This is a genomic window from Shewanella sp. SM68, assembly GCF_025653925.1.
Taxonomy (GTDB): domain Bacteria; phylum Pseudomonadota; class Gammaproteobacteria; order Enterobacterales; family Shewanellaceae; genus Shewanella; species Shewanella oncorhynchi.
The window spans coordinates 201,767-222,209 of record NZ_JAKKRU010000004.1; the positions used below are offsets into that span (position 1 = coordinate 201,767).

At 46.4% G+C, this 20,443-nt stretch carries 16 protein-coding genes; 9 read left to right on the plus strand and 7 right to left on the minus strand.

Annotated elements, in window-relative coordinates; all coding sequences use genetic code 11:
- Positions 1–142 precede the first annotated feature (142 nt).
- Positions 143–688, minus strand: a complete 546-nt coding sequence (locus tag L5M40_RS08840; protein WP_106651494.1) for a mechanosensitive ion channel family protein — start codon at positions 686–688, stop codon at positions 143–145.
- Positions 689–794: 106 nt separating this feature from the next.
- Between L5M40_RS08840 and L5M40_RS08845 the strand changes: the two genes are divergently transcribed.
- The 4 genes from L5M40_RS08845 (at position 795) to ahpF (ending at position 5,818) form a co-directional block, all read left to right on the plus strand.
- Positions 795–1,538: a spermidine synthase gene (locus L5M40_RS08845; RefSeq protein WP_113939824.1), complete on the plus strand. Its 744-nt coding sequence runs from the start codon at positions 795–797 to the stop codon at positions 1,536–1,538.
- Positions 1,539–1,627: 89 nt separating this feature from the next.
- Positions 1,628–3,163, plus strand: a complete 1,536-nt coding sequence (locus tag L5M40_RS08850) for a leucyl aminopeptidase (RefSeq protein WP_263176848.1) — start codon at positions 1,628–1,630, stop codon at positions 3,161–3,163.
- Between the two features lie 350 nt (positions 3,164–3,513).
- The gene (gene ahpC, locus L5M40_RS08855; protein ID WP_105250080.1) at positions 3,514–4,083 is read left to right on the plus strand and encodes an alkyl hydroperoxide reductase subunit C; all 570 of its coding nucleotides are present in this window, start codon (positions 3,514–3,516) and stop codon (positions 4,081–4,083) included.
- Positions 4,084–4,246: 163 nt separating this feature from the next.
- Positions 4,247–5,818 (plus strand): alkyl hydroperoxide reductase subunit F, encoded by a 1,572-nt coding sequence (ahpF, locus tag L5M40_RS08860; RefSeq protein ID WP_219254542.1) that lies wholly within the window; start codon positions 4,247–4,249, stop codon positions 5,816–5,818.
- Between the two features lie 72 nt (positions 5,819–5,890).
- Here ahpF and L5M40_RS08865 read toward each other — a convergent pair whose 3' ends face one another.
- The 6 genes from L5M40_RS08865 to brnQ all read right to left on the minus strand — a co-directional run bounded on the left by L5M40_RS08865 (position 5,891) and on the right by brnQ (position 11,833).
- Positions 5,891–6,331 (minus strand): GNAT family N-acetyltransferase, encoded by a 441-nt coding sequence (locus L5M40_RS08865; protein ID WP_219254541.1) that lies wholly within the window; start codon positions 6,329–6,331, stop codon positions 5,891–5,893.
- 34 nt (positions 6,332–6,365) lie between these two features.
- On the minus strand, positions 6,366–6,695 hold the full coding sequence (locus L5M40_RS08870; RefSeq protein ID WP_113939820.1) for a hypothetical protein: 330 nt from the start codon (positions 6,693–6,695) through the stop codon (positions 6,366–6,368).
- A gap of 17 nt (positions 6,696–6,712) precedes the next feature.
- Positions 6,713–8,437, minus strand: coding sequence for a single-stranded-DNA-specific exonuclease RecJ (gene recJ, locus L5M40_RS08875; RefSeq protein WP_113939819.1), 1,725 nt, complete (start codon positions 8,435–8,437; stop codon positions 6,713–6,715).
- 94 nt (positions 8,438–8,531) lie between these two features.
- The gene (gene dsbC, locus L5M40_RS08880) at positions 8,532–9,257 is read right to left on the minus strand and encodes a bifunctional protein-disulfide isomerase/oxidoreductase DsbC (RefSeq protein WP_105250085.1); all 726 of its coding nucleotides are present in this window, start codon (positions 9,255–9,257) and stop codon (positions 8,532–8,534) included.
- A gap of 140 nt (positions 9,258–9,397) precedes the next feature.
- Entirely contained in the window at positions 9,398–10,300 is a 903-nt protein-coding gene (xerD, locus tag L5M40_RS08885; RefSeq protein WP_263172494.1) for a site-specific tyrosine recombinase XerD, read from the minus strand.
- A gap of 120 nt (positions 10,301–10,420) precedes the next feature.
- Complete coding sequence (gene brnQ / locus L5M40_RS08890; RefSeq protein ID WP_168824874.1) at positions 10,421–11,833, minus strand: branched-chain amino acid transport system II carrier protein; 1,413 nt, start codon at positions 11,831–11,833, stop codon at positions 10,421–10,423.
- 528 nt (positions 11,834–12,361) lie between these two features.
- On the opposite strand from brnQ, the gene L5M40_RS08895 reads away from it, so the two are divergent.
- The 5 genes from L5M40_RS08895 (at position 12,362) to L5M40_RS08915 (ending at position 20,275) form a co-directional block, all read left to right on the plus strand.
- Positions 12,362–13,078, plus strand: coding sequence for a tRNA1(Val) (adenine(37)-N6)-methyltransferase (locus tag L5M40_RS08895; RefSeq protein ID WP_219254535.1), 717 nt, complete (start codon positions 12,362–12,364; stop codon positions 13,076–13,078).
- A 236-nt stretch (positions 13,079–13,314) separates the two neighbouring features.
- Positions 13,315–14,574, plus strand: a complete 1,260-nt coding sequence (gene srmB, locus L5M40_RS08900; protein WP_105250089.1) for an ATP-dependent RNA helicase SrmB — start codon at positions 13,315–13,317, stop codon at positions 14,572–14,574.
- 362 nt (positions 14,575–14,936) lie between these two features.
- The gene (locus tag L5M40_RS08905) at positions 14,937–16,148 is read left to right on the plus strand and encodes an efflux RND transporter periplasmic adaptor subunit (protein ID WP_212599765.1); all 1,212 of its coding nucleotides are present in this window, start codon (positions 14,937–14,939) and stop codon (positions 16,146–16,148) included.
- Positions 16,148–19,339, plus strand: coding sequence for an efflux RND transporter permease subunit (locus L5M40_RS08910; RefSeq protein WP_263256520.1), 3,192 nt, complete (start codon positions 16,148–16,150; stop codon positions 19,337–19,339). Before L5M40_RS08905 ends, L5M40_RS08910 begins: the two co-directional genes overlap by 1 nt.
- A gap of 228 nt (positions 19,340–19,567) precedes the next feature.
- Positions 19,568–20,275 carry a TatD family nuclease-associated radical SAM protein gene (locus tag L5M40_RS08915; RefSeq protein WP_173497324.1) on the plus strand — a complete coding sequence of 236 codons (708 nt, stop codon included), beginning with the start codon at positions 19,568–19,570 and terminating at the stop codon, positions 20,273–20,275.
- Positions 20,276–20,443: the final 168 nt, after the last annotated feature.

Here is a 20,443-nt window from a genome sequence, read left to right on the forward strand (position 1 = left end):
GCACCGCTATTGGTTAGTCAGCCGCTATTTGTTCATCAAGAGTATGTAAGCAAGCACACCTAATGACACGATAATTGGACTAAGCGCCCGCGAGCACTCAGCGCAGTTCGATAATCAATACACAGCTGCGTCGTTATATTCACTACTCAGGATCAAACTTCTTTTTGCCTTCGAGTAACGCCTGACGTTCGGCTAAGGGGGTTTGATCGGCCAGCTTTAACACTGCCTTTTGCAGCATGAGGTTATTAGGATAAGTGATGGTATCGCCGTTATCGCGATGAATCAGCACATGGAATAACGCGATTTCGATGATCACGCCGCTAATATCTTCATCCTTATCGACCACCCGAATGCGCTCGCCGATACGGTAAGGAAACACGAAAAAGATCAGCACGCCAGCGGTTAAATTACTCAATATCGACCATTGAGCAACCAATGCTACGCCCATTACTGCAAAGGCGGATGACACAAATAGCGACACATCCTGATAGCCTAGTCCAAGCGAGACCGCCATCAATGACAGAGTAATAAAAAACATCACATAGGAAATAAAACGGGTCACTAAACTGGTCCGTGCAACACTCACTTGCTTCATTTGCGCGAGTTTTCTAACCCAATGGGTTAAGGCGCGCTGTAAAAAGATAAACACTGCAAGATAAATACAGGCAAGCAGGATTTGATTTGTCATAATAGCGGCTCAATTAACTAAAACTGTCTGAATTCTAACTTTTTTGCGCGAGCAGTTATAGCCCGTGCAAATAAGCCAAACAGCTAAACCGAGTAATTAATCCAATATGGCCGATTCGACCCTCTTACATGAAACCCAAGACGCACTAGGCCCGATTCGCGTAATCGATTATGACGACTCACGGATCTTGTCCTTTGGGGATAACGATGAGCAGAGTAAGATCCTCAAGGCGGCGCCCCATATTCCCCAGCACACTTATGTGCAAGCCATGTTGTTGGTTTTACTGTTTTGTAAGCCCAAGAGCGCTATTGTTTTAGGTTTAGGCGGCGGCTCAATTATTCACTCACTGCGCAATTTTGACGCGGCAATAAAGTTAACAGCGGTGGAATTACGCCCCGCGGTGATTGAGTTAGCTAAGCGCTATTTTCAGCTGCCGATAGGTAAAAAGCTCAATCTTATCAATGATGATGCAATTGCTTTTTTAGCTGCTGGCGATCATAAAAAAGTGGATGTAATTTTTGCCGATATTTATACAGCCAAAGGCGTTGAAACAGGGCAGCTTTCGCCAATATTCCTTGAGCAGTGCACTAACCTCATCAAACCCAACGGTTATTTAGTACTGAACTGCTGGAAAGAACATAGCCAAAACCGCGAGTTGTTAGCCGACTTACAACAGCACTTTGCCCATGTGAATGCTTGTCTCACTGGTGGCGGTAATTGGGTGATTTTTGCGAGCCAATCGCCACAGCTTTTAGGCACCTCGGCCCTTAAAAGTAGTGCTCAATCTTTATCGCAACAATTGGGTTTTGCCCTTGATCGATCATTGACACGCTTTGGGCCTTGGATTTAATACTAATATCAGCAAAATAGCGTAAATTAGTTAACCCTAAGGCTGAGCTTTGATATTCTTCTCACACTTCCATGATATGAGCTGTCACCATGAAAAATAATAATAAATTGATGTTAAGCGTTATGGCTCTGGCGTGCCTTAACTCTCTCAATGCTAACGCCGAAAGTTTTAGTTTTGACACTCGTAGCTCACTGAATTCAGATACATTAGTGCTATTCCAAAGTGCTGACTCCACTACCTATGGGATCGACTTTTTACCTCAGTCGACCCAAGATCAATTAAACCTAGCAACGGCGGATAATATTTTTTCCGGCAAACGGGGAGAAATCCTCGAGATTTTGGTACCCAGCGAAATTGATGCTAAACGGGTCTTACTGGTCGGCATTGGCGATGCAAAAAACTTAACGCCCGGCGACATTAATACCATCGGCGGCAATGTTGCGGCCAAACTCGATACGGTTCCCCAAGCCACAGTGCGTGTACTCACCCAAGGCTTAACTGCCGCGCCGCTATTTGCCTCTGAGCTTGCCCACGGAATTGAACTACGCAGTTATCGTTATACTCAGTTCAAAGCGAGCCCCCGTGCCGAGAAGAATTACCAAATCGCTGTCGATGATTTAAGTCGCAACCAAAAACACCATAAAAATCTGCAAGCGGTTGAAGCAGGTGTGTTTTTAGCGCGCGATCTGACAAACGCACCTGCAGACATTATGTATCCCGACAGCTTTGCTAACGAAGCCAGAAAACTCAAATCCCTCGGCGTTAAAGTCACGGTATTAGAAGCCAAAGATATCGAACGTCTACAACTGGGCGCCTTAGCTGCTGTAGGTAAAGGCAGCGAGCGCCCACCTAAGTTAGTGGTCGCCCATTGGCCTGGTAGCAAAGACGCGCCAATCGCACTGGTCGGTAAAGGCATCACCTTCGACTCGGGTGGTTACAATATTAAGGCGACAGGTACTTCAATCGCGCGGATGAAGTCAGATATGGCAGGTGCAGCCACAGTGCTTGGCACTATAAAAGCTATGGCGATTCAAAAAGCGCCTGTCAACGTAGTGGCGATTATGCCAATGGCGGAGAACATGGTATCGGGTCATGCAATGATCCCAGGTGATGTGATTAAAACCGCCCAAGGTCTCACCGTTGAAGTGCTCAACACCGATGCCGAAGGTCGCCTAGTGCTGGCCGATGGCCTCTGGTATGCCAGAGAAAATTATAAGCCATCAGTGATTATCGATGTTGCGACACTGACAGGCTCAAAAGTGAATGCGTTAGGCAATGTTTACGCAGGCTTGTTTACCGATTCTGAGCCTTTAGTGCAGCAGCTAACTTATGCAGGTCAACAGGTTGGCGAAAAGGTCTGGCGCTTACCGTTAGATCAAGCCTATGCGGATGAGCTTAAATCCACTATCGCGGATCTCACAAACACAGGTAAAGAAGGCAGCGCGGGTGCTTCCTCTGCGGCCATGTTCTTAAAACGCTTTGCGGGCGAACAGCCTTGGGCACATATCGATATCGCGGGCAATGCCTTAACCGCCACCGATACCGCTGTTGTGCCTGCGGGGGCAACAGGTTACGGCGTGCGCTTACTCAGCACTTGGTTAACTCAACCCAAAGCACAGAACTAGAACCTAGAACCTAGAACCTAGAACCTCACTATCTTGTTTTAATTGTATTTACACTTTAAGGGATATCATTGGTATCCCTTTTTTATGCTCGAAATTTATCTTATCTCAATCAACAAAAACCAGCCGGCTAAATCCAAACTACACCCAATCACGCCAAACCCGCAGCAGTCGCAGAAAAACCGATTGAGTCCGACCTAATCGCATCATCATTCTACTAAACCGATTAAGATAATAGTTTTTATCCGTTATCTTAATTTTAATCGAGTCGGTAATATGCTTCACATCGACAGGACGCAAGCAAATGTCCTCGTTATGAACTTAAGCCATCATCAACTAAATGGAAGCATAAAATGACTCAATCAATTATCAACAGCACAATCAAACCATTCAAAGCCACTGCATTCCACAATGGTGAGTTCGTTCCAGTAACTGAACAAGACCTGTTAGGTAAATGGTCTGTTGTCTTCTTCTACCCAGCAGATTTTACCTTTGTTTGCCCAACTGAATTAGGCGACATGGCTGATCACTACGAAAAACTGCAAGGAATGGGTGTTGAAGTTTACTCAGTATCAACTGACACTCACTTCACTCACAAAGCATGGCATGACACGTCAGACACCATCAAGAAGATCAACTTCCCAATGCTGGCTGACCCAACAGGCACTATCAGCCGTAACTTCGGCGTGATGATTGAAGAAGACGGTTTAGCACTACGTGGTACTTTCGTGATTAACCCAGAAGGCCAAATCAAGGTCAGCGAAGTTCACGATTTAGGCATCGGCCGTAGCGCTCAAGAGCTAGTTCGTAAAATTCAAGCTGCTCAATATGTTGCTACTCACGATGGCGAAGTTTGCCCAGCTAAATGGCAACCAGGTGACGAAACATTAGCACCGTCTTTAGACCTCGTTGGCAAAATCTAATTTAGCCTGCAAAGCCTCAACCCCGCCAGTCTAGCATCCCAAGCTGATTGGCGTTACAGCCAACACAGTTGTAGCGCCACGCAGCAAAGGATTAAGCCCGCCCCTGCAAGGGCCTAGACTGGCCCCCTTACTTCTCCCTTTTAAGCGATTTTGGAGTCATCACATGTTAGATGCGAATTTAAAAAATCAACTGCAAACCTATCTGCAAAACCTCAAGAGACCAGTTGAACTTGTCGTGTCTGCAGATGAAAGTAGAAAGTCTCAAGAATTAAAAAGCTTAGCGCAAGACATTGTCAGCCTATCTTCTCTGGTGAGCCTGAAAGAAGTTCAGGGCGAACGCATCCCGGCGATGACAGTGATTAACCCAGAGCTTAATACGCAAATCAGCTTTGCTGGTCTGCCTATGGGTCACGAATTTACCTCACTCGTGCTGGCATTACTGCACACGGGTGGACACCCAATCAAACTCAGCGATGATATTATTGAGCAGATCCGCAATCTGCCAGGCAAATATGCCTTTGAAACTTACGTCTCACTGACCTGCCAAAACTGCCCAGACGTAGTACAGGCACTGAACATGATGGCGGCCATTAACCCGAATATCACCAACGTGATGATCGACGGTGCCCTGTTCCAAGAAGAAGTGACCAGCAAAAACATTATGGCTGTGCCTTCTGTCTACTTAAATGGCGAAGTGTTTGCAGCCGGCCGTATCAGCATTGGCGAGATCCTCAATAAACTGGATACCAATGCCGCAAGCCGTAAGGCCGATAAAATTAATGAAAAAGCGCCATTCGAAGTCTTAGTCGTTGGCGGCGGCCCAGCCGGCGCAGCGGCAGCTATTTATGCAGCACGTAAAGGACTTCGCACCGGTATTGTTGCCGACAAGTTTGGCGGACAAGTGGCTGAAACCGTCGGTATCGAGAACTTTATTTCGGTCAAAGCGACCGAAGGTCCAAAACTAGTGGCAAACCTTGAAGCCCATGTACGAGACTACGAAGTTGACATCATGGACAACCAAAAAGCGGTGTCATTGACGACTGACGGTTTGTTCGAGCTTGAACTGGCAAGCGGCGCTAAATTACGTAGCCGTACCGTATTGTTAGCCACAGGTGCCCGCTGGCGTGAAATGAACGTCCCCGGCGAGAAAGAATACCGCGGCAAAGGCGTCGCATACTGCCCACATTGTGATGGCCCGTTATTTAAGGGCAAGCGTGTGGCGGTGATCGGCGGCGGTAACTCAGGTATCGAAGCGGCTATCGATCTTGCGAACATAGTAGAACATGTGACTGTGCTGGAATTTGATAAAACCCTGCGCGCCGACGATGTACTGCAACGTAAAGCGGCTTCTATGGGTAACATTAAAATCATTACCCAAGCCATGACCACTGAAGTGACTGGCGATGGTACTCGGGTTAATGGCCTGAACTACACAGACAGAGCCACTGGCGAGAGTCACCATGTCGCACTTGCAGGTATCTTCGTGCAGATTGGGCTAGTACCGAATGCGGAATGGTTAAAGGGCACTATCGATTTAACCCCAAGGGGCGAGATCATAGTCGATGAGCGCGGACAAACCTCAGTCCCAGGTATTTTTGCCGCAGGTGATGTCACTAACTCACCTTTCAAGCAAATTATCATTGCCATGGGCAGCGGCGCGACCGCATCACTGGGCGCATTTGATTACTTAATTCGCCACAGCGATGAAGAAACCGCCGCGACCAAAGCCGCTTAAGGCTTAACTCGTCAACAGACATCAAAGCTAACGCAAAAAAATAGCCAGCATTTGCTAGCTATTTTTTTGATGTTAACTAAGCCATTGATAAGGCTTAGCAGGCCTAATTTGCATTAGCATTTCAGGGGTGTCGACCGCTTTAAATCCAAACTGCGCGTAGAGTCCATGGGCATCGCGGGTGGCTAACATTATCCGTCTTAAACCTTGTAATTCAGGATGTTCCATAATTGATGTCATCATCAACTTACTTAAGCCTAAGCCACGGTGCGACTCAAGTACAAACACATCGGCAAGATAGGCAAAAGTGGCTTTATCTGTGATTAAGCGGCCAAAAGCCACTTGTTGATTGTCCTTATCAAATACCCCAAAACACAGGCTATTGGCTAACGCTTTTTGTAGCAGCGCCTTTGGCATGCCCTGCGCCCAATAGCTATTACTAATAAAGCCATGGATAACCTCAAGATTCATTTCAGCTTGATCTGTACTGACTCTGTATCCTGTTTCCTGCTGCATTTTCCTTTCTCCGAAATTTTTCGTTAACGTCAGTTCAGGTGTTATTGGCACTCATGAATATCATAAATGCCATCGCTAATAACACCACTTTAGCTAACGAATACAAAGCCCCCGCTAAAGTGCCACCGCCATGATAACTAAAGGCTAAGTGGCGATTGATTTCATACTTAAAGGATTTAGCTAAATAACGGTAAGCGAGAAAGTAAAACAAGGAGGCTGCGGGCCAAATCCCCATAAGTAGCATTTGCCCCTGAGCCTTAGTGGTGAGTAAAGTTGAGATAAACGGTATGCTTAAGCAGACAACATATATCCAAGCAAAACGCTTAAGTAGCTGGCGGATTTTTTTATCGGATAATGATTTCAACTTCACTCCTTGTCATCTTACATAGCTTCGATTTGCTCAACCATAAGTTGCAGCGAAAAATTGCCGCGATACTCATTCACATCGAGTTTATACACAACACGGGCATGATTAATCGTCGCATCTGGCCAAGTGTGCAAATCCACATTAAAGGCAATGGCATCGAGCATCACAGTGCCGCATTGGGTTTCGAGTACGAGCTTAAGGTGGCGCTCACCGACAAGACGTTGTTGCACTATCGTAAAGTAACCATCGAATAACGGCTCTTCGAAAGCTTGTCCCCAAGGCCCCGCATTACGCAGTAACTGAGCCATTTCAAGATTCAACTCTGCGGGAGTGAGTTCGCCATCGGACCAAAGCTCGCCCGTTAACAACTCAGGTTTAAGCTGCTCACGCACCGCATCATCATAGGCTTTAGCAAATGTCGCAAAACTGCCCGCTTTGAGCGATAAACCCGCTGCCATTGCATGACCACCAAATTTGATAATCAGTCCCGGATGGCGAGTGTTCACTAACTCCAATAAGTCGCGCATATGCAAGCCTTTGATCGAACGCGCCGAGCCTTTAATTTCACCATTGCCCGCATCGGCAAAGGCAATCACGGGTCTATGGTATTTGTCTTTAATGCGCGAGGCCAAAATCCCGATCACGCCTTGATGCCAATCCTCTTGAAATAAGGCGATCCCCCAAGGTAACTCGGCTTCGTTAAGCTTTAAGTGCTCTAGGCTTTTTAAGGCTTCCTGCTGCATGCCGACTTCCAGCTCACGGCGTTCTTGATTCAATCCGTCAAGCTCTGCCGCCATGCGCCGCGCATACATCATGTCTTCGCAGAGTAAGGTTTCAACCCCAAGTGCCATTTCATCTAGTCGCCCTGCGGCATTCAGTCTAGGGCCCACGGCAAAACCAAAGTCAGATGCGACAATGCGCGCCGGATTTCGCTTCGCCACTTCAAGCAACGCAGTAATCCCTACACGGCAACGCCCGGCTCGCACGCGCTGTAAACCTGCTTCAACCAAAATACGATTATTGGCATCGAGTGACACCACATCGGCAACAGTGCCAAGGGCAACGATATCGAGCAGTGTGCCTAAATTAGGCTCAGCAATACCATGGGTTTGATACCAGTTTTGCGTTCGCAGTTCAGCCCTTAATGCTGTCATCAAATAAAAGGCCACGCCGACACCCGCTATCGATTTGCTGGCAAATGGACAGCCCGGTTGGTTAGGGTTCACTATCGCATCGGCTGCGGGTAACTCATGGCCGGGTAAATGATGGTCGGTAATCACCACTTGCATACCAAAGGCTTTGGCCGCCGCAACACCGTCAATTGATGAAATACCATTATCAACTGTGATGAGTAGCTCAGCCTGTTTGGAAGCCGCAACTGCAACAATTTCAGGGCTTAAGCCGTAGCCGTAATCGAAGCGATTGGGGATCAAATAATCCACTTTCACCGCGCCCATCATCCGCAGCGCCAACATACACACACTGGTCGATGTGGCGCCGTCGGCGTCAAAGTCACCCACGATCAAAATCGACTTATTCGCCTGCATGGCATCGGCAATAAGCGCCGCAGCTTCAGGCAGGCCCTTCATGGTTTCAGGTCTTAATAGACCCTTAAGGACAAGTTCGCATTCGTGGGTGAGCGCACCACGGCGAGCGTAAAGCTGCTTCAATAGCGGCGAAAGATGAGCAGGTAAATGGCTATCATCAACGGTTGGGCGACGGACTATCTTATGGATCAAGGGACTCAAACTCTCATGAAATCGTGGCAATAAGATAACAAAAAGGTGAGCCTTAAGCTCACCTTTCGTGGGATAAATTTTACATTTTAGGCTGTTACTGACGTGCCTCTAAGGTGCGTAATAAGTCTTCAGGCGGTTGATAACCAGGGATCATATTGCCATCTTCTAATACGATTGCAGGCGTACCATTAACACCAAAGGTTGTGCCTAACGCATATTGCTCAGCAATTTTAGCATCACATGTTGCCGCGGCAACTTTGCTGCCCGCTTTAGCATCAGTCATGGCTTTTAATGGATCTTTAGCACACCAGATAGCTTGCATCTCGTCGGCATTAGCTGACGGCACACCCGCGCGCGGGAAGGCTAAGTAACGCACTGTAATACCAAGTTTATTGTAGTCAGACATTTGGCTATGCAGTTTACGGCAATAACCACAGCTAACATCGGTAAATACAGTGACCACATGTTTTTCGTTTTTCGCTTTATATACAAGCATATTCTCTTCAAGCGGCTTCATCATTTCTAAACGCGGACCCGCTAATGCGGCTTCGGTTAAGTTTTTCATGCCCTTATCGATATCATACACACTACCGTGGAATAGTTTTGAACCATCACGGCTAATATAGAGCACGCCGCGGTTGGTCATGGCTTGATACAAGCCCTCAATTGGTGAGTCCTGCATAGAAATGACTTCAACATCTAACATCTCACCGAGTTTTTGCTTAATCGCAGCGGTATCGGGAGACGTCGCAGTTGCAGCGCTGGCAAGTGGTGCAACTAGGAGGGCAAAAACTAAGGATAATGCTGGGGTCAACTTCATGGGACATCCTATAAATTGTGTCACTACAACGAGATATTGGGGCCGTTCTAACTCGAGATATTCAATAGACCCTGTATAGGGGCAAAAAGTTACAGACAAGCCGCGCGGAAAGCAAATTTATGCTGTAACTAAATCCTTTTTTAGCCTCTAGGATGATGCTGTTGATGCAATTCCTGCAATCTTGCCCGTGCGACATGGGTATAAATCTGCGTGGTCGACAAGTCGCTGTGACCTAATAACAGTTGGACAACCCGCAGATCGGCACCGTGATTGAGCAAATGAGTGGCAAAAGCATGGCGTAAAGTGTGCGGTGATAATGCAGTTTCAATCCCCGCACGCAGAGCATAAAGTTTAATCCGATGCCAAAAAGTTTGCCGTGTCATCATCTGCCCGCGTTTCGACGGAAATACCACATCGGATTGTTTATTACCGAGCAACTCTTGGCGAGCAAATTTCATGTAGCCCTCCACTTCGGTAATAGCCAATTCCCCCAGCGGCACAAGACGCTCTTTGCCACCCTTGCCCACAATACGTACTAAGCCTTGGCGCAAACTCATTTGTTCCATGGTCAAGCCGACAAGTTCACTCACCCTGAGGCCAGTTGCATACAAAAGCTCTAGCATTGCCTTGTCACGGCATTCGACAGCATCATCTACATTGGGCTCAGACAGTAAACGGTCAACCTGCGACTCACTCAGAGAATCCGGCAAATGGCGCGTTAACTTAGGTGACTCTACTAAGGCCATAGGATCGGCTGAAATCTGCTTGGTCTGCACCAGATAAGTATAGAAACGCCGTAAGCTGCTGAGCAACCGAGCGCTACTGGTACGCGCAAAATCCTGCTCAACTCTAAAGGCCAGATATGCCCTAACATCGGTCTGAGAAACCGCGAGTAACGTCACGCCTTGCTGACCTTGATAACGATCAAAATGGCGTAGATCGGTACGATAGGCCGATAGCGTGTTATCACTCAGTCCTTTGCTTGACCAAAGATCATCAAGAAAAGCATCGATAAGTGGATCTGGCATATAGGTTTTAGGCACAAATACTCCATAAAAAAACGGCGTAATCAAATGATACGCCGTTGATATTAATTTAAATATGTCTAAGCCTGCATAAGCTTAACTGAGTTAAGCATAAAGACGAGAACTAGAATGCAAAGCCTAGGCTGCAGCCGTTTGACCACGGCCACGACCGAATACTAAACACAGTGCAATCGTCGCAATGGTCGGCAATAACCAAGCCATACCTTCTTCATAGAGTGGCAGCTTAGATAACACTGGAGACATAACATTCACTATATGGATAAAAACCTGTGCTAAGCCATTCATGGCTTGACCATCAGCGTCAGTCAAACTTTTCGCTGCCACTTTAAGACCATCGAAGATGCCGAAAAACAGTGCCACGCTCAGTACTGCACGATGTGCAAACTGTGGATTCGCAAAATAAGCGGTCAGGAAAGTCACAACCACAAGAGCAATAGCCACAGGATAAATCGTCATTAATACGGGAATACTAATAGCAATCAACTGACTTAGGCCCACGTTCGCAATCACAGCGCATATCAAGCTTAAAAAGATCACGAGGAAACGGTAAGACAGTTTAGGCATTAGCTCATTAAAGAACTCAGAACACGCACTCACCAGTCCAACCGCAGTGGTCAAACAAGCTAAAGTCACGACTGATGACAACAAGACTGAGCCTAGCTCCCCAAACTCGCGGGTCACGTAATTTGTTAATATTTCGCCGCCATTTTTAGTGCCGATAGCGATGTCGCCGGCGGTTGCACCTAAAAAGAACAAGGACACATACACAAAAGTTAAACCAGCGGCGGCGATAAAGGCTGCACGGATTAGATACTTAGTTTGATCACTGGGTTGGTCAATGCCCTTTTTACGCAGGATATCAATAATCAACATACCAAACATCAAGGATGCTAACGTATCCATAGTGTTATAGCCTTCCAAAATACCTTTGGTCAGCGGATGCTGTTGGTAATCCCCCACAGCTTGGCCTACTTCGGATGCAGGTAAAAACAGCACTGAAACGGCTAATCCGACCAATAAAATCAATAAAATAGGCGTTAATACTTTACCTACGCTATCGAGCAACTTACCAGGGAAAAGCGCCAGCAACATAGTGACAGCGAAGAAACCTAATGTGTATAGCAGTTGCGTCAGGTTTAATTCTAAACTGCCCAGCAAAAACGTTGCCGTGGTGTCATCGATAAATGGCTTAGCGCCAATCTCGTAAGCCACTAATCCCGTACGCGGCGCAGCAAAAGCAGGGCCGATAATAATGTAAATCGCGACTGCCAATGTCGTTGCTGCAAATACTGGCAGCATAGCCATAACCTTACCTTGAGCCTTAGCGACGGCAATCAGTCCAACTAAAGGTAAACCTACGGCGGTAATCAAAAAACCCAACATGGCGAGGGGCATATTTTCGCCCGCTAACATACCCGCGAATGGTGGAAAAATTAGGTTTCCCGCACCTAAAAAGAACGCAAAGGTCATAAAACCTAAGCCTAATGTATCTCCGATACTCATCTGATTGTCTTGCACTGGAAGCCCCATCTTGTCTTATTGTTTTTTTACAAACTTAAGTGATTATGTGTCGATTAGCCATAGCTAAAACAAAGCCCATCCGGAGTGCAAATCTATGTTTACACAATTCTGTGGTAAATATGTTCGATATCTGCCGAGTTTATAAACGATGGCGAACGTTTATGTAGCCTAACTGACGACTAATTCACCAACAAACTCGTTTACCTATCCGTTAATCTTAAAAGTGATTAAAAATGGGGGCGAAACTAATACCAGACTTAAAGCATCAATACAAGACAACAAGTCCGTTCAGGCAAAAAAAACGAAATAATGCTAATTAACTGCTAATAAAAGGTTTCTAAGGCAATAAATTAAAGCGTTAATTAAGTGAAATCAGTATCACCACGTAAAATAGTAAATGATTTGGCGACACAAATTCATACAGCTAGGACAGATGCGACTGTTTAAAAACATTAGCTAAAAATGAGGGCTAGAATTAGAATATTGCGCGCCCAATATTGGGCCTAAATCACTTTAGAACGGCAAAATTAACTCCCCATGGCATTCACTTTTAAACAATTTCATATCGATGACATGAATTGCGGCATGGCCGTAGGCACAGACAGCGTCGTCCTTGGGGCATGGGCACAACTGACCACCGCGAAATCAATCTTAGATATAGGCGCAGGCAGCGGCTTACTCAGTTTAATGGCCGCTCAGCGCAGTCAAGCACATATCACCAGTGTCGAATTAGACACCAATGCCGCCCATGCTTGCCAACATAACTTCCACAATAGTCCTTGGGCTAATCGACTGACCTTAGTTAATTGCAGCATCCAAGACTTTTGCCAACAAACTGAGTATCAAGGGTATTTTGAACACATAATTTGTAATCCCCCCTATTTTGAGCAAGGCACGCAAGCGATACAATCCCAGCGCGCTATGGCCCGTCACACAGATAGCTTAAGCTTTACCGCACTACTCGATGCCATTCATGTGTGCCTAGCACCACAAGGAAAAGCAAGTCTCATATTACCAATGCAGAGTATGGCCCGTTTCGACGAAATCTTAGCGCACTCTCAGCTCAATTTGATTGAAATAACCAACCTTATCAGCATTGTAGGAAAAAGCGCTAATCGAGTACTCTGCGTACTCGCCCACAAGACTCATCCACAAATGGCTCCAAAGCTCAGTGATATCACTATTCGTGAACGTTCAGGCCAATACACACAAACCATGGTGCAATTGGTTCGAGATTTTTACCTTAAATACTGATATCGAGTCCAATCCTGACACATTAAGTAAAGCTAGCTAAGTTTGGCAAATTTAACGAAAGGTCCAATTTCCCACAAATTAAATGCTAATACATTGACCTAAAAGTAATTAACTTATGCCAATTACCATAAAACTTTACTGACTCAGAAGATAAACACAGGAGATCTAGATAAGTTATTTAAGTTAACCGCCATAACCTTTATAATGCTTCGCTATTATCCGTCGAGACGCTGCGCATGCAATTTGAAGATTTCCAGCTTGACCCTAGCTTATTAGAGTCGCTTAATGCCATGGGGCATCATTCACCCACTACGATTCAGCAAGAAACGATTCCTTACGCCCTAGAGCAAAGAGATATTCTTGCGCGCGCCCCGACAGGAACAGGTAAAACAGCGAGCTTTTTACTGCCATCGCTACAACATTTGATCGATTTTCCCCGTCGTTTTGCTGGACAAGCAAGGGTGCTAATCCTCACGCCAACCCGTGAGTTAGCCAGCCAAATCCACCGTTATGCGAGTCACCTAGCCACAGGCCAAGGTTTAGATATTGCTATCGTTACTGGTGGCGTTCCTTATGGACCACAGGAAGAAGCCTTAGCAGGCAACGTCGATATTCTGGTCGCGACCCCAGGCCGCCTGATGGAATATTTAGACAAAGGCAATTTCAACGCCCAAGAAGTCGATATCTTAATTATCGACGAAGCCGATCGCATGTTAGACATGGGCTTCTCTTCTGTGGTGCAAGCCATTGCTATTGAGGCCCAAGGCCGCAAACAGAACATGCTGTTTTCTGCCACCTTAGAAGGCGGCGGTGTACAACGTTTTGCCCGTGAAGTGTTAAACGACCCGATTGAAATCGATGTTGAAGCCCCACGCAGTGAAAAAGCCAAGATCCACCAATGGATCCACTTAGCCGATGATAAAGAGCATAAATTTGCGCTGTTGTGTCATCTGCTACGCCAAGAAGATGTCAAACGGACTATCGTATTTGTGAAAACCCGCGACATCGTTTCTAGCCTAGAAGGCCAGTTACTTAAAGTCGGTATTCCCTGCGCCTTTATGCGTGGCGATATGGAACAGAAGAAACGCTTCCAAGCCTTGAGTCGCTTTACTAAAGGTGAAGTCAATGTCCTGTTGGCGACCGATGTGGCTGCACGCGGTATCGATATCGACGATATCACTCATGTGATCAACTTCGATATGCCACGTTCTGCCGACACTTATATCCACCGCATTGGCCGTACTGGCCGCGCTGGCGCAAAAGGTACCGCGATTTCGCTTGCCGAAGCCCACGACATGCGTATCGTTGGTAAAATCGAGCGTTATATAGAGCAACCGTTGAAACGCCGCGTGATCGAAGAGCTGCGTCCAAAGAATAAAGAAGCGCGCACACCGGGTAAGAAAAAAGCCAAAGTGAAAGCGAAAGAAGCTGCGAAGAAAACGAGCAAGAAAGAAGCGGCAAAGAAAGCGAGTAAAATCGCCCGTAAGAAAAAGTAACACCCGCTTAAATTCACCAAACTAAAGCCGCTATATGCGGCTTTTTTATTACCAAAATATAACTTACATGGGTGATTTTACTAAAAATATCCTGCTATGTTTAATTATATAGAATGAAATGCGGCGGATTTAGAGCCGTTAACCCCAATACGTATTCATTCTTATTTCAATATATTCCAATTACCTAACTGAACCTTTCATCACCTTTCTGCTCTAATTTTCGCCCAAATATCGATGCATGATGAGCATATCTGTCGCGGCATCACTTTTAGAAACATTTAATTTACAAAAATAAATTTATTGGCGTGGCCGACTCTGCTACTTTAACCCCATTACGCGATTAGCATGGATTTAACCATTATATGATGAAGACCCTACTGAGGAGACTGTCTCCTTTTCTTATTCTGCTGCTGTTTGTCTTTGGCGCAGCCTTATTAATGCAAACGAAGGAGGCGCCAGAACAAAAACCTGAAGAGATGCCCATTCCTATCGTTGATGTCACGCAAGTGACTCAGCAAACAGTATCGCTAAACTTACCTTCCTACGGCGTGGTTACCCCAAAGTATAAAACACAACTCGTGACCGAAGTTCAAGGCAGAATGCTCACTATCTCCCCTCATTTTGTTGCAGGTGGCATAGTCAAGAAAGGCGACCAATTAGCGCAAATCGAGCCCTCAGATTACGAGGCTGACTTAATGCAAGCCGAAGCGACGCTGGCCCAAGCCACCGCCGCACTGAACGAAGAAATAGCCCGTGGTGAAGTCGCTAAAATCGAATTCAAAGGCTATGACAAGGGCTTGCCCCCTGAGTTAGGTCTACGTATCCCGCAACTCAAAAAAGAACAAGCTAACGTAAAATATGCGCAGGCAGCACTGGCGCGAGCCCAACGTAACCTTGAGCGCACGGTTATTCGCGCGCCCTTTGATGGCATAATCAAAGTTAGAAATGTCGATTTAGGTCAATACGTTAGCTTAGGCACTAATCTAGGTGAGCTCTATGACACTCGCGTTGCCGAAATCCGCTTACCCATTTCTAATGATGATTTAGCCTATTTAGAGTCTGTCGATAATCCCGATACCCAAGTCACGCTTAGCGCCTCTTTGGCGGGCAAAGAAAATACTTGGGAAGGCAATATTATCCGCAGTGAAGGTGTTATCGATGCCGAAAATCGCATGGTGTATTTAGTCGCAGAAATCAAAGATCCCTATCTGCGCGCGAATAAAGTGCCAGGTAGCTTACCACTTAAATACGGCAGCTTCGTCAATGCAGTCATCAAGGGCCGCACTGTCGATGGCATAGTTAAATTACCCCGCCATGTGGTTCGTAACGACCAAGTCGCCCTAGTCAGCGACAAAAATATCATTGAAATGCGCCAAGTAAATGTGGTTCGTAGTGATTTAGAAAATGTGTTCATCAAAGACAGTCTAAAAACGGGCGAACGCGTCGCTACGACCCACTTTAACAGTATGGCAAATGGGCAAATGGTCAAAATCTTAGGTGAAGCGGCATTGCCCACTGAGACACCAAAAGAAAATACTCCTGAATCGAGTCTTGCGGCCGCTGGAGTCAAATAATGGACACTCAAAAAGGGATCTTAGCTTGGTTCGCCCGCAACAGTGTGGCCGCGAACTTATTAATGTGTGTTCTGCTCATCGGCGGCCTGTTCAGCAGTATTTTGATTAATAAAGAAGTTTTTCCTTCTTTCGAACTCAATTTATTAAATATTTCCGTCGCCTATCCAGGTGCGGCGCCACAGGAAATCGAAGAAGGCATCAATATCAAGATTGAAGAAGCCATCCAAGATATCAACGGCATCAAGAAAGTGACTTCTGTGGCTAGCGAAGGCGTTGGCTCGATTACCGTTGAAGTTGAAGATGGTTACGAAGTGCAGACCATTCTCGATGAAGCCAAACTGCGGTTAGATGCAATTTCAACCTTCCCAGTGAACATCGAAAAACCGAATATCTCTCAAATCAAACCTGAGAATAACGTCATTTGGGTGTCTGTTTATGGCGATATGACACTCCACGATATGAAAGAATTGGCTAAGTCGGTGCGTGACGATTTAACCCAACTCCCCGCTGTAACCCGTGCGAAAGTCACAGGGGTGCGCGATTATGAAATCGGTATTGAAGTTTCTGAGAATAAGTTAAGAGAATACGGTTTGACCTTCTCGCAGGTCGCATTAGCAGTGCAAAACTCCTCCTTAGACTTACCAGGTGGCTCTATTCGTGCTCAAGATGGCGATATCCTATTGCGCACCAAAGGCCAAGCCTACACGGGCGATGACTTTGCCAATATAGTCGTCACAACTCGCGCCGACGGTAGCCGCGTGATGCTGCCACAAGTGGCGACCATCAAAGATGATTTTGAAGAACGTTTGGAATATACCCGCTTTAACGGCAAACCCGCTGCGATTATTGAAGTCACCAGCATTGATGATCAAAACGCCTTAGACATTGCAGACCAAGTTAAACAGTACGTCGAGCAGCGCCGCGCCACACTGCCAGCTAACGCTCAACTCGATACTTGGGGTGATATGACCCACTATCTCCAGGGCCGCTTAGACATGATGATGTCAAACATGTTTTACGGTGCCTTGTTGGTGTTTATCATCTTAGCCATGTTCCTCGATCTGAAGTTAGCATTTTGGGTCATGATGGGAATACCTGTTTGTTTCCTCGGCACTATGTTGGTCATGCCGCTCGAACCTTTCTCCATGACGATCAACATGTTGACCCTATTCGCCTTTATCTTAGTGCTCGGAATAGTGGTGGATGATGCCATTGTCATCGGCGAGAGTGCCTACACTGAGGTCGAACGACACGGTCACTCGGTTGAGAACGTGATCCGCGGTGCACAAAAAGTGGCTATGCCCGCCACATTCGGCGTATTAACCACAATTGCAGCCTTTATTCCCATGTTGATGGTTTCTGGCCCTATGGGGATTATCTGGAAATCCATCGGTATGGTGGTCATCCTCTGTTTAGCCTTCTCACTGGTAGAGTCTAAGTTCATTCTGCCAGCGCATTTAGCGCACATGAAGTTTAAAAAACCTGGTGCACCAAAGGGATTCTTTGGCCACCTAAAAGCCAATTTTAACGACAGAGTGCAATACTTTATTCACCACAGTTATCGCAACTTCCTCGAGCGCTGTATCAAACACAGATACAACGTGGTCGCGGCCTTTATCGGTGTATTGATTCTGTCGATTGCCTTAGTCGCCAGTGGCAAAGTGCGCTGGGTATTTTTCCCAGACATTCCCTCAGACTTTATTCAAGTTGAACTTGAAATGGATGAAGGCAGCTCCGAAGGTAACACCTTAAAAGTGGTACAGAGCATAGAAGAAGCCCTGTACAAGATGAACGAAAAAATGGAGAAAGATAACGGTTATCAAGTGGTGAAGCACAGCTTTATCAATATGAGCTCCCGTACCTCGGCCTTCATTTTTGCCGAACTGACGAAAGGTGAAGACCGGGAAGTCGATGGCGTGACGATTGCTGCCGCGTGGCGTGAACAATTGCCCGAGCTTTTGTCGGTTAAAAAACTCAGCTTTAACGCGAGCACCAACGATGCTGGTGGCGATATTTCCTTCAGACTGACCTCGAGTGACCTCGATGAGCTGTCCGCAGCCTCTAAAGAGTTGAAGCAAAAACTCGCCAGCTATGAAGGCGTGTACGATATTGCCGACAACTTTTCATCGGGCAGCCATGAAATTCGCCTCAAGATACGCCCAGAAGCAGAAGCCCTTGGCCTCACGCTTTCCGATTTAGCTCGCCAAGTACGTTATGGTTTCTACGGTTACGAAGCCCAACGGATTTTGCGTAATAAAGAAGAAATCAAGGTGATGGTGCGCTACCCATTAGAGCAACGTCGTACTGTGGGTTATCTTGAAAATATGCTGATCCGCACGCCAACGGGCACTTCGGTTCCCTTCTCGACCGTGGCACAAATTGAAAAAGGTGAATCCTACGCCTCAATTACCCGTGTTGACGGCAAGCGAGCGATTACCATCACGGCAAATGCTAACAAAAACATCGTTGAACCTTCAAAAGTAGTGCAAGAAATCCAAAAAGATTACCTGCCACAATTGCAGGCCAAGTATCCTAAAATCCAAACTGCACTGGACGGTGGCAGTTTGGATGAACAGAATGCCATGGTCGGTTTGATGCAAGGCTTCTTCTTTGCGCTGTTCACCATTTATGCTTTGATGGCCGTGCCACTTAAATCCTACAGTCAGCCGTTAATCATCATGTCTGTGATCCCCTTCGGGATTATCGGCGCCCTGTTTGGTCACTTAATTCAGGGACTCGCGATGAGTGTGTTAAGTCTCTGCGGCATAGTGGCATTAGCGGGAGTGGTGGTGAACGACTCCTTGATTTTGGTGGACTTTGTGAACCGTGCGCGGGAGCAAGGGCAGTCGGTCAGACAGGCGGCGGTCGATTCAGGCTGTTATCGTTTTAGGGCGATCATCCTGACGTCACTCACCACCTTCGTCGGCTTAGTGCCTATTATTCTCGAGAGTAGTTTGCAGGCGCAAATAGTGATCCCTATGGCGACATCCCTCGCCTTCGGTATCCTGTTCTCGACCCTTGTGACGCTAATTTTAGTGCCCTTGCTGTACATCATACTGGACGACGTTAAGCGCACTAGCAGCCGCTTCTTCAATTGGTGGTGGCAGCCTAAAAAAGACCATGAAGTGGACTTTACACCTGAGCATTTAGAGCCGCCAGTCCCCACTGACTATAAAAAAGACTATCTATAGGAAGTTAACTAGAAGCAGTTAATCAATATCTTGAACCTTAAAAAGAGAGCTTAGGCTCTCTTTTTAATCCTCAGTGCGAGTCAATAACCTCTCAATCATCTATGTCATTTTGAGTCTGCCGCGAGTGGCTTGAGCTTTCAAGTTGCGATCTAGTTGACAGTTATCGCATCAGGCTTTCGCTACACTGTGTTTAAGTCGTCAGCTATCGTTAGAATGAAACCCATCATTATGTCTGAGCATCTGCACAAGCAAAATATTGATAAACCACAAGTTGTCACCACAGAAACCCTAGCGAACGGTCACATAACAGATGAAGTTTGCACAAATGAAACCTGTGCGACTGAAACGCTTGTCTATGATATTCGTCGCAGTCGCTACCTTAATATTACGGGTCGCTGCACCCTGCGCTGCGCGTTTTGTCCAAAACATAATGGCAGTAAACAGATCCACGAATATCAACTGGCACTGTGTCACCAACCTAAGCCCGAAGAAATTATTCCACTGCTTGGCGATGTTAAAGACTTCGAAGAATATGTGTTTTGTGGCTATGGCGAACCAACCTTAAATCTTCCAACCTTGCTGGCGGTGGCGAAAGAAATTAAACAAAGAGGCGGGCGAGTACGCATTAATACCGATGGTTTAGGTAATTTAGTCCATAGGCGCAATATTTTGCCGGAACTAGCCAACTGCGTTGATAGTTTATCCATTTCCCTCAATGCGGATAATGAAGCCGCCTATATGGAACATTGTCGCCCCAAACTCGCTGGTTCCTATTCTGCCGTACATGCCTTCATCGCATTAGCGCCACACTATATTGAAACGGTACAAGTTTCGGCCATCGAAGGATTAGCGGGGGTTGATATCGACATCTGTCGTGAACAAGTTGAGTCCTACGGCTGCGAATTCAAGCATCGCATATTAGGCGCCTTAGGCTAAACGGCATTCTAATACAGCCAAAATCGACTCAAACACCCAAGCAGATAACACTGTCGATTACGTGAGTGGTACATGTGTGAATCGTCTTAACTTTTACTCAAGGAATCTTGCTGAGTAACTTGGCACTGTCGTAACAATTCTTTCGTGTTAACATAGCGAAATTAACAG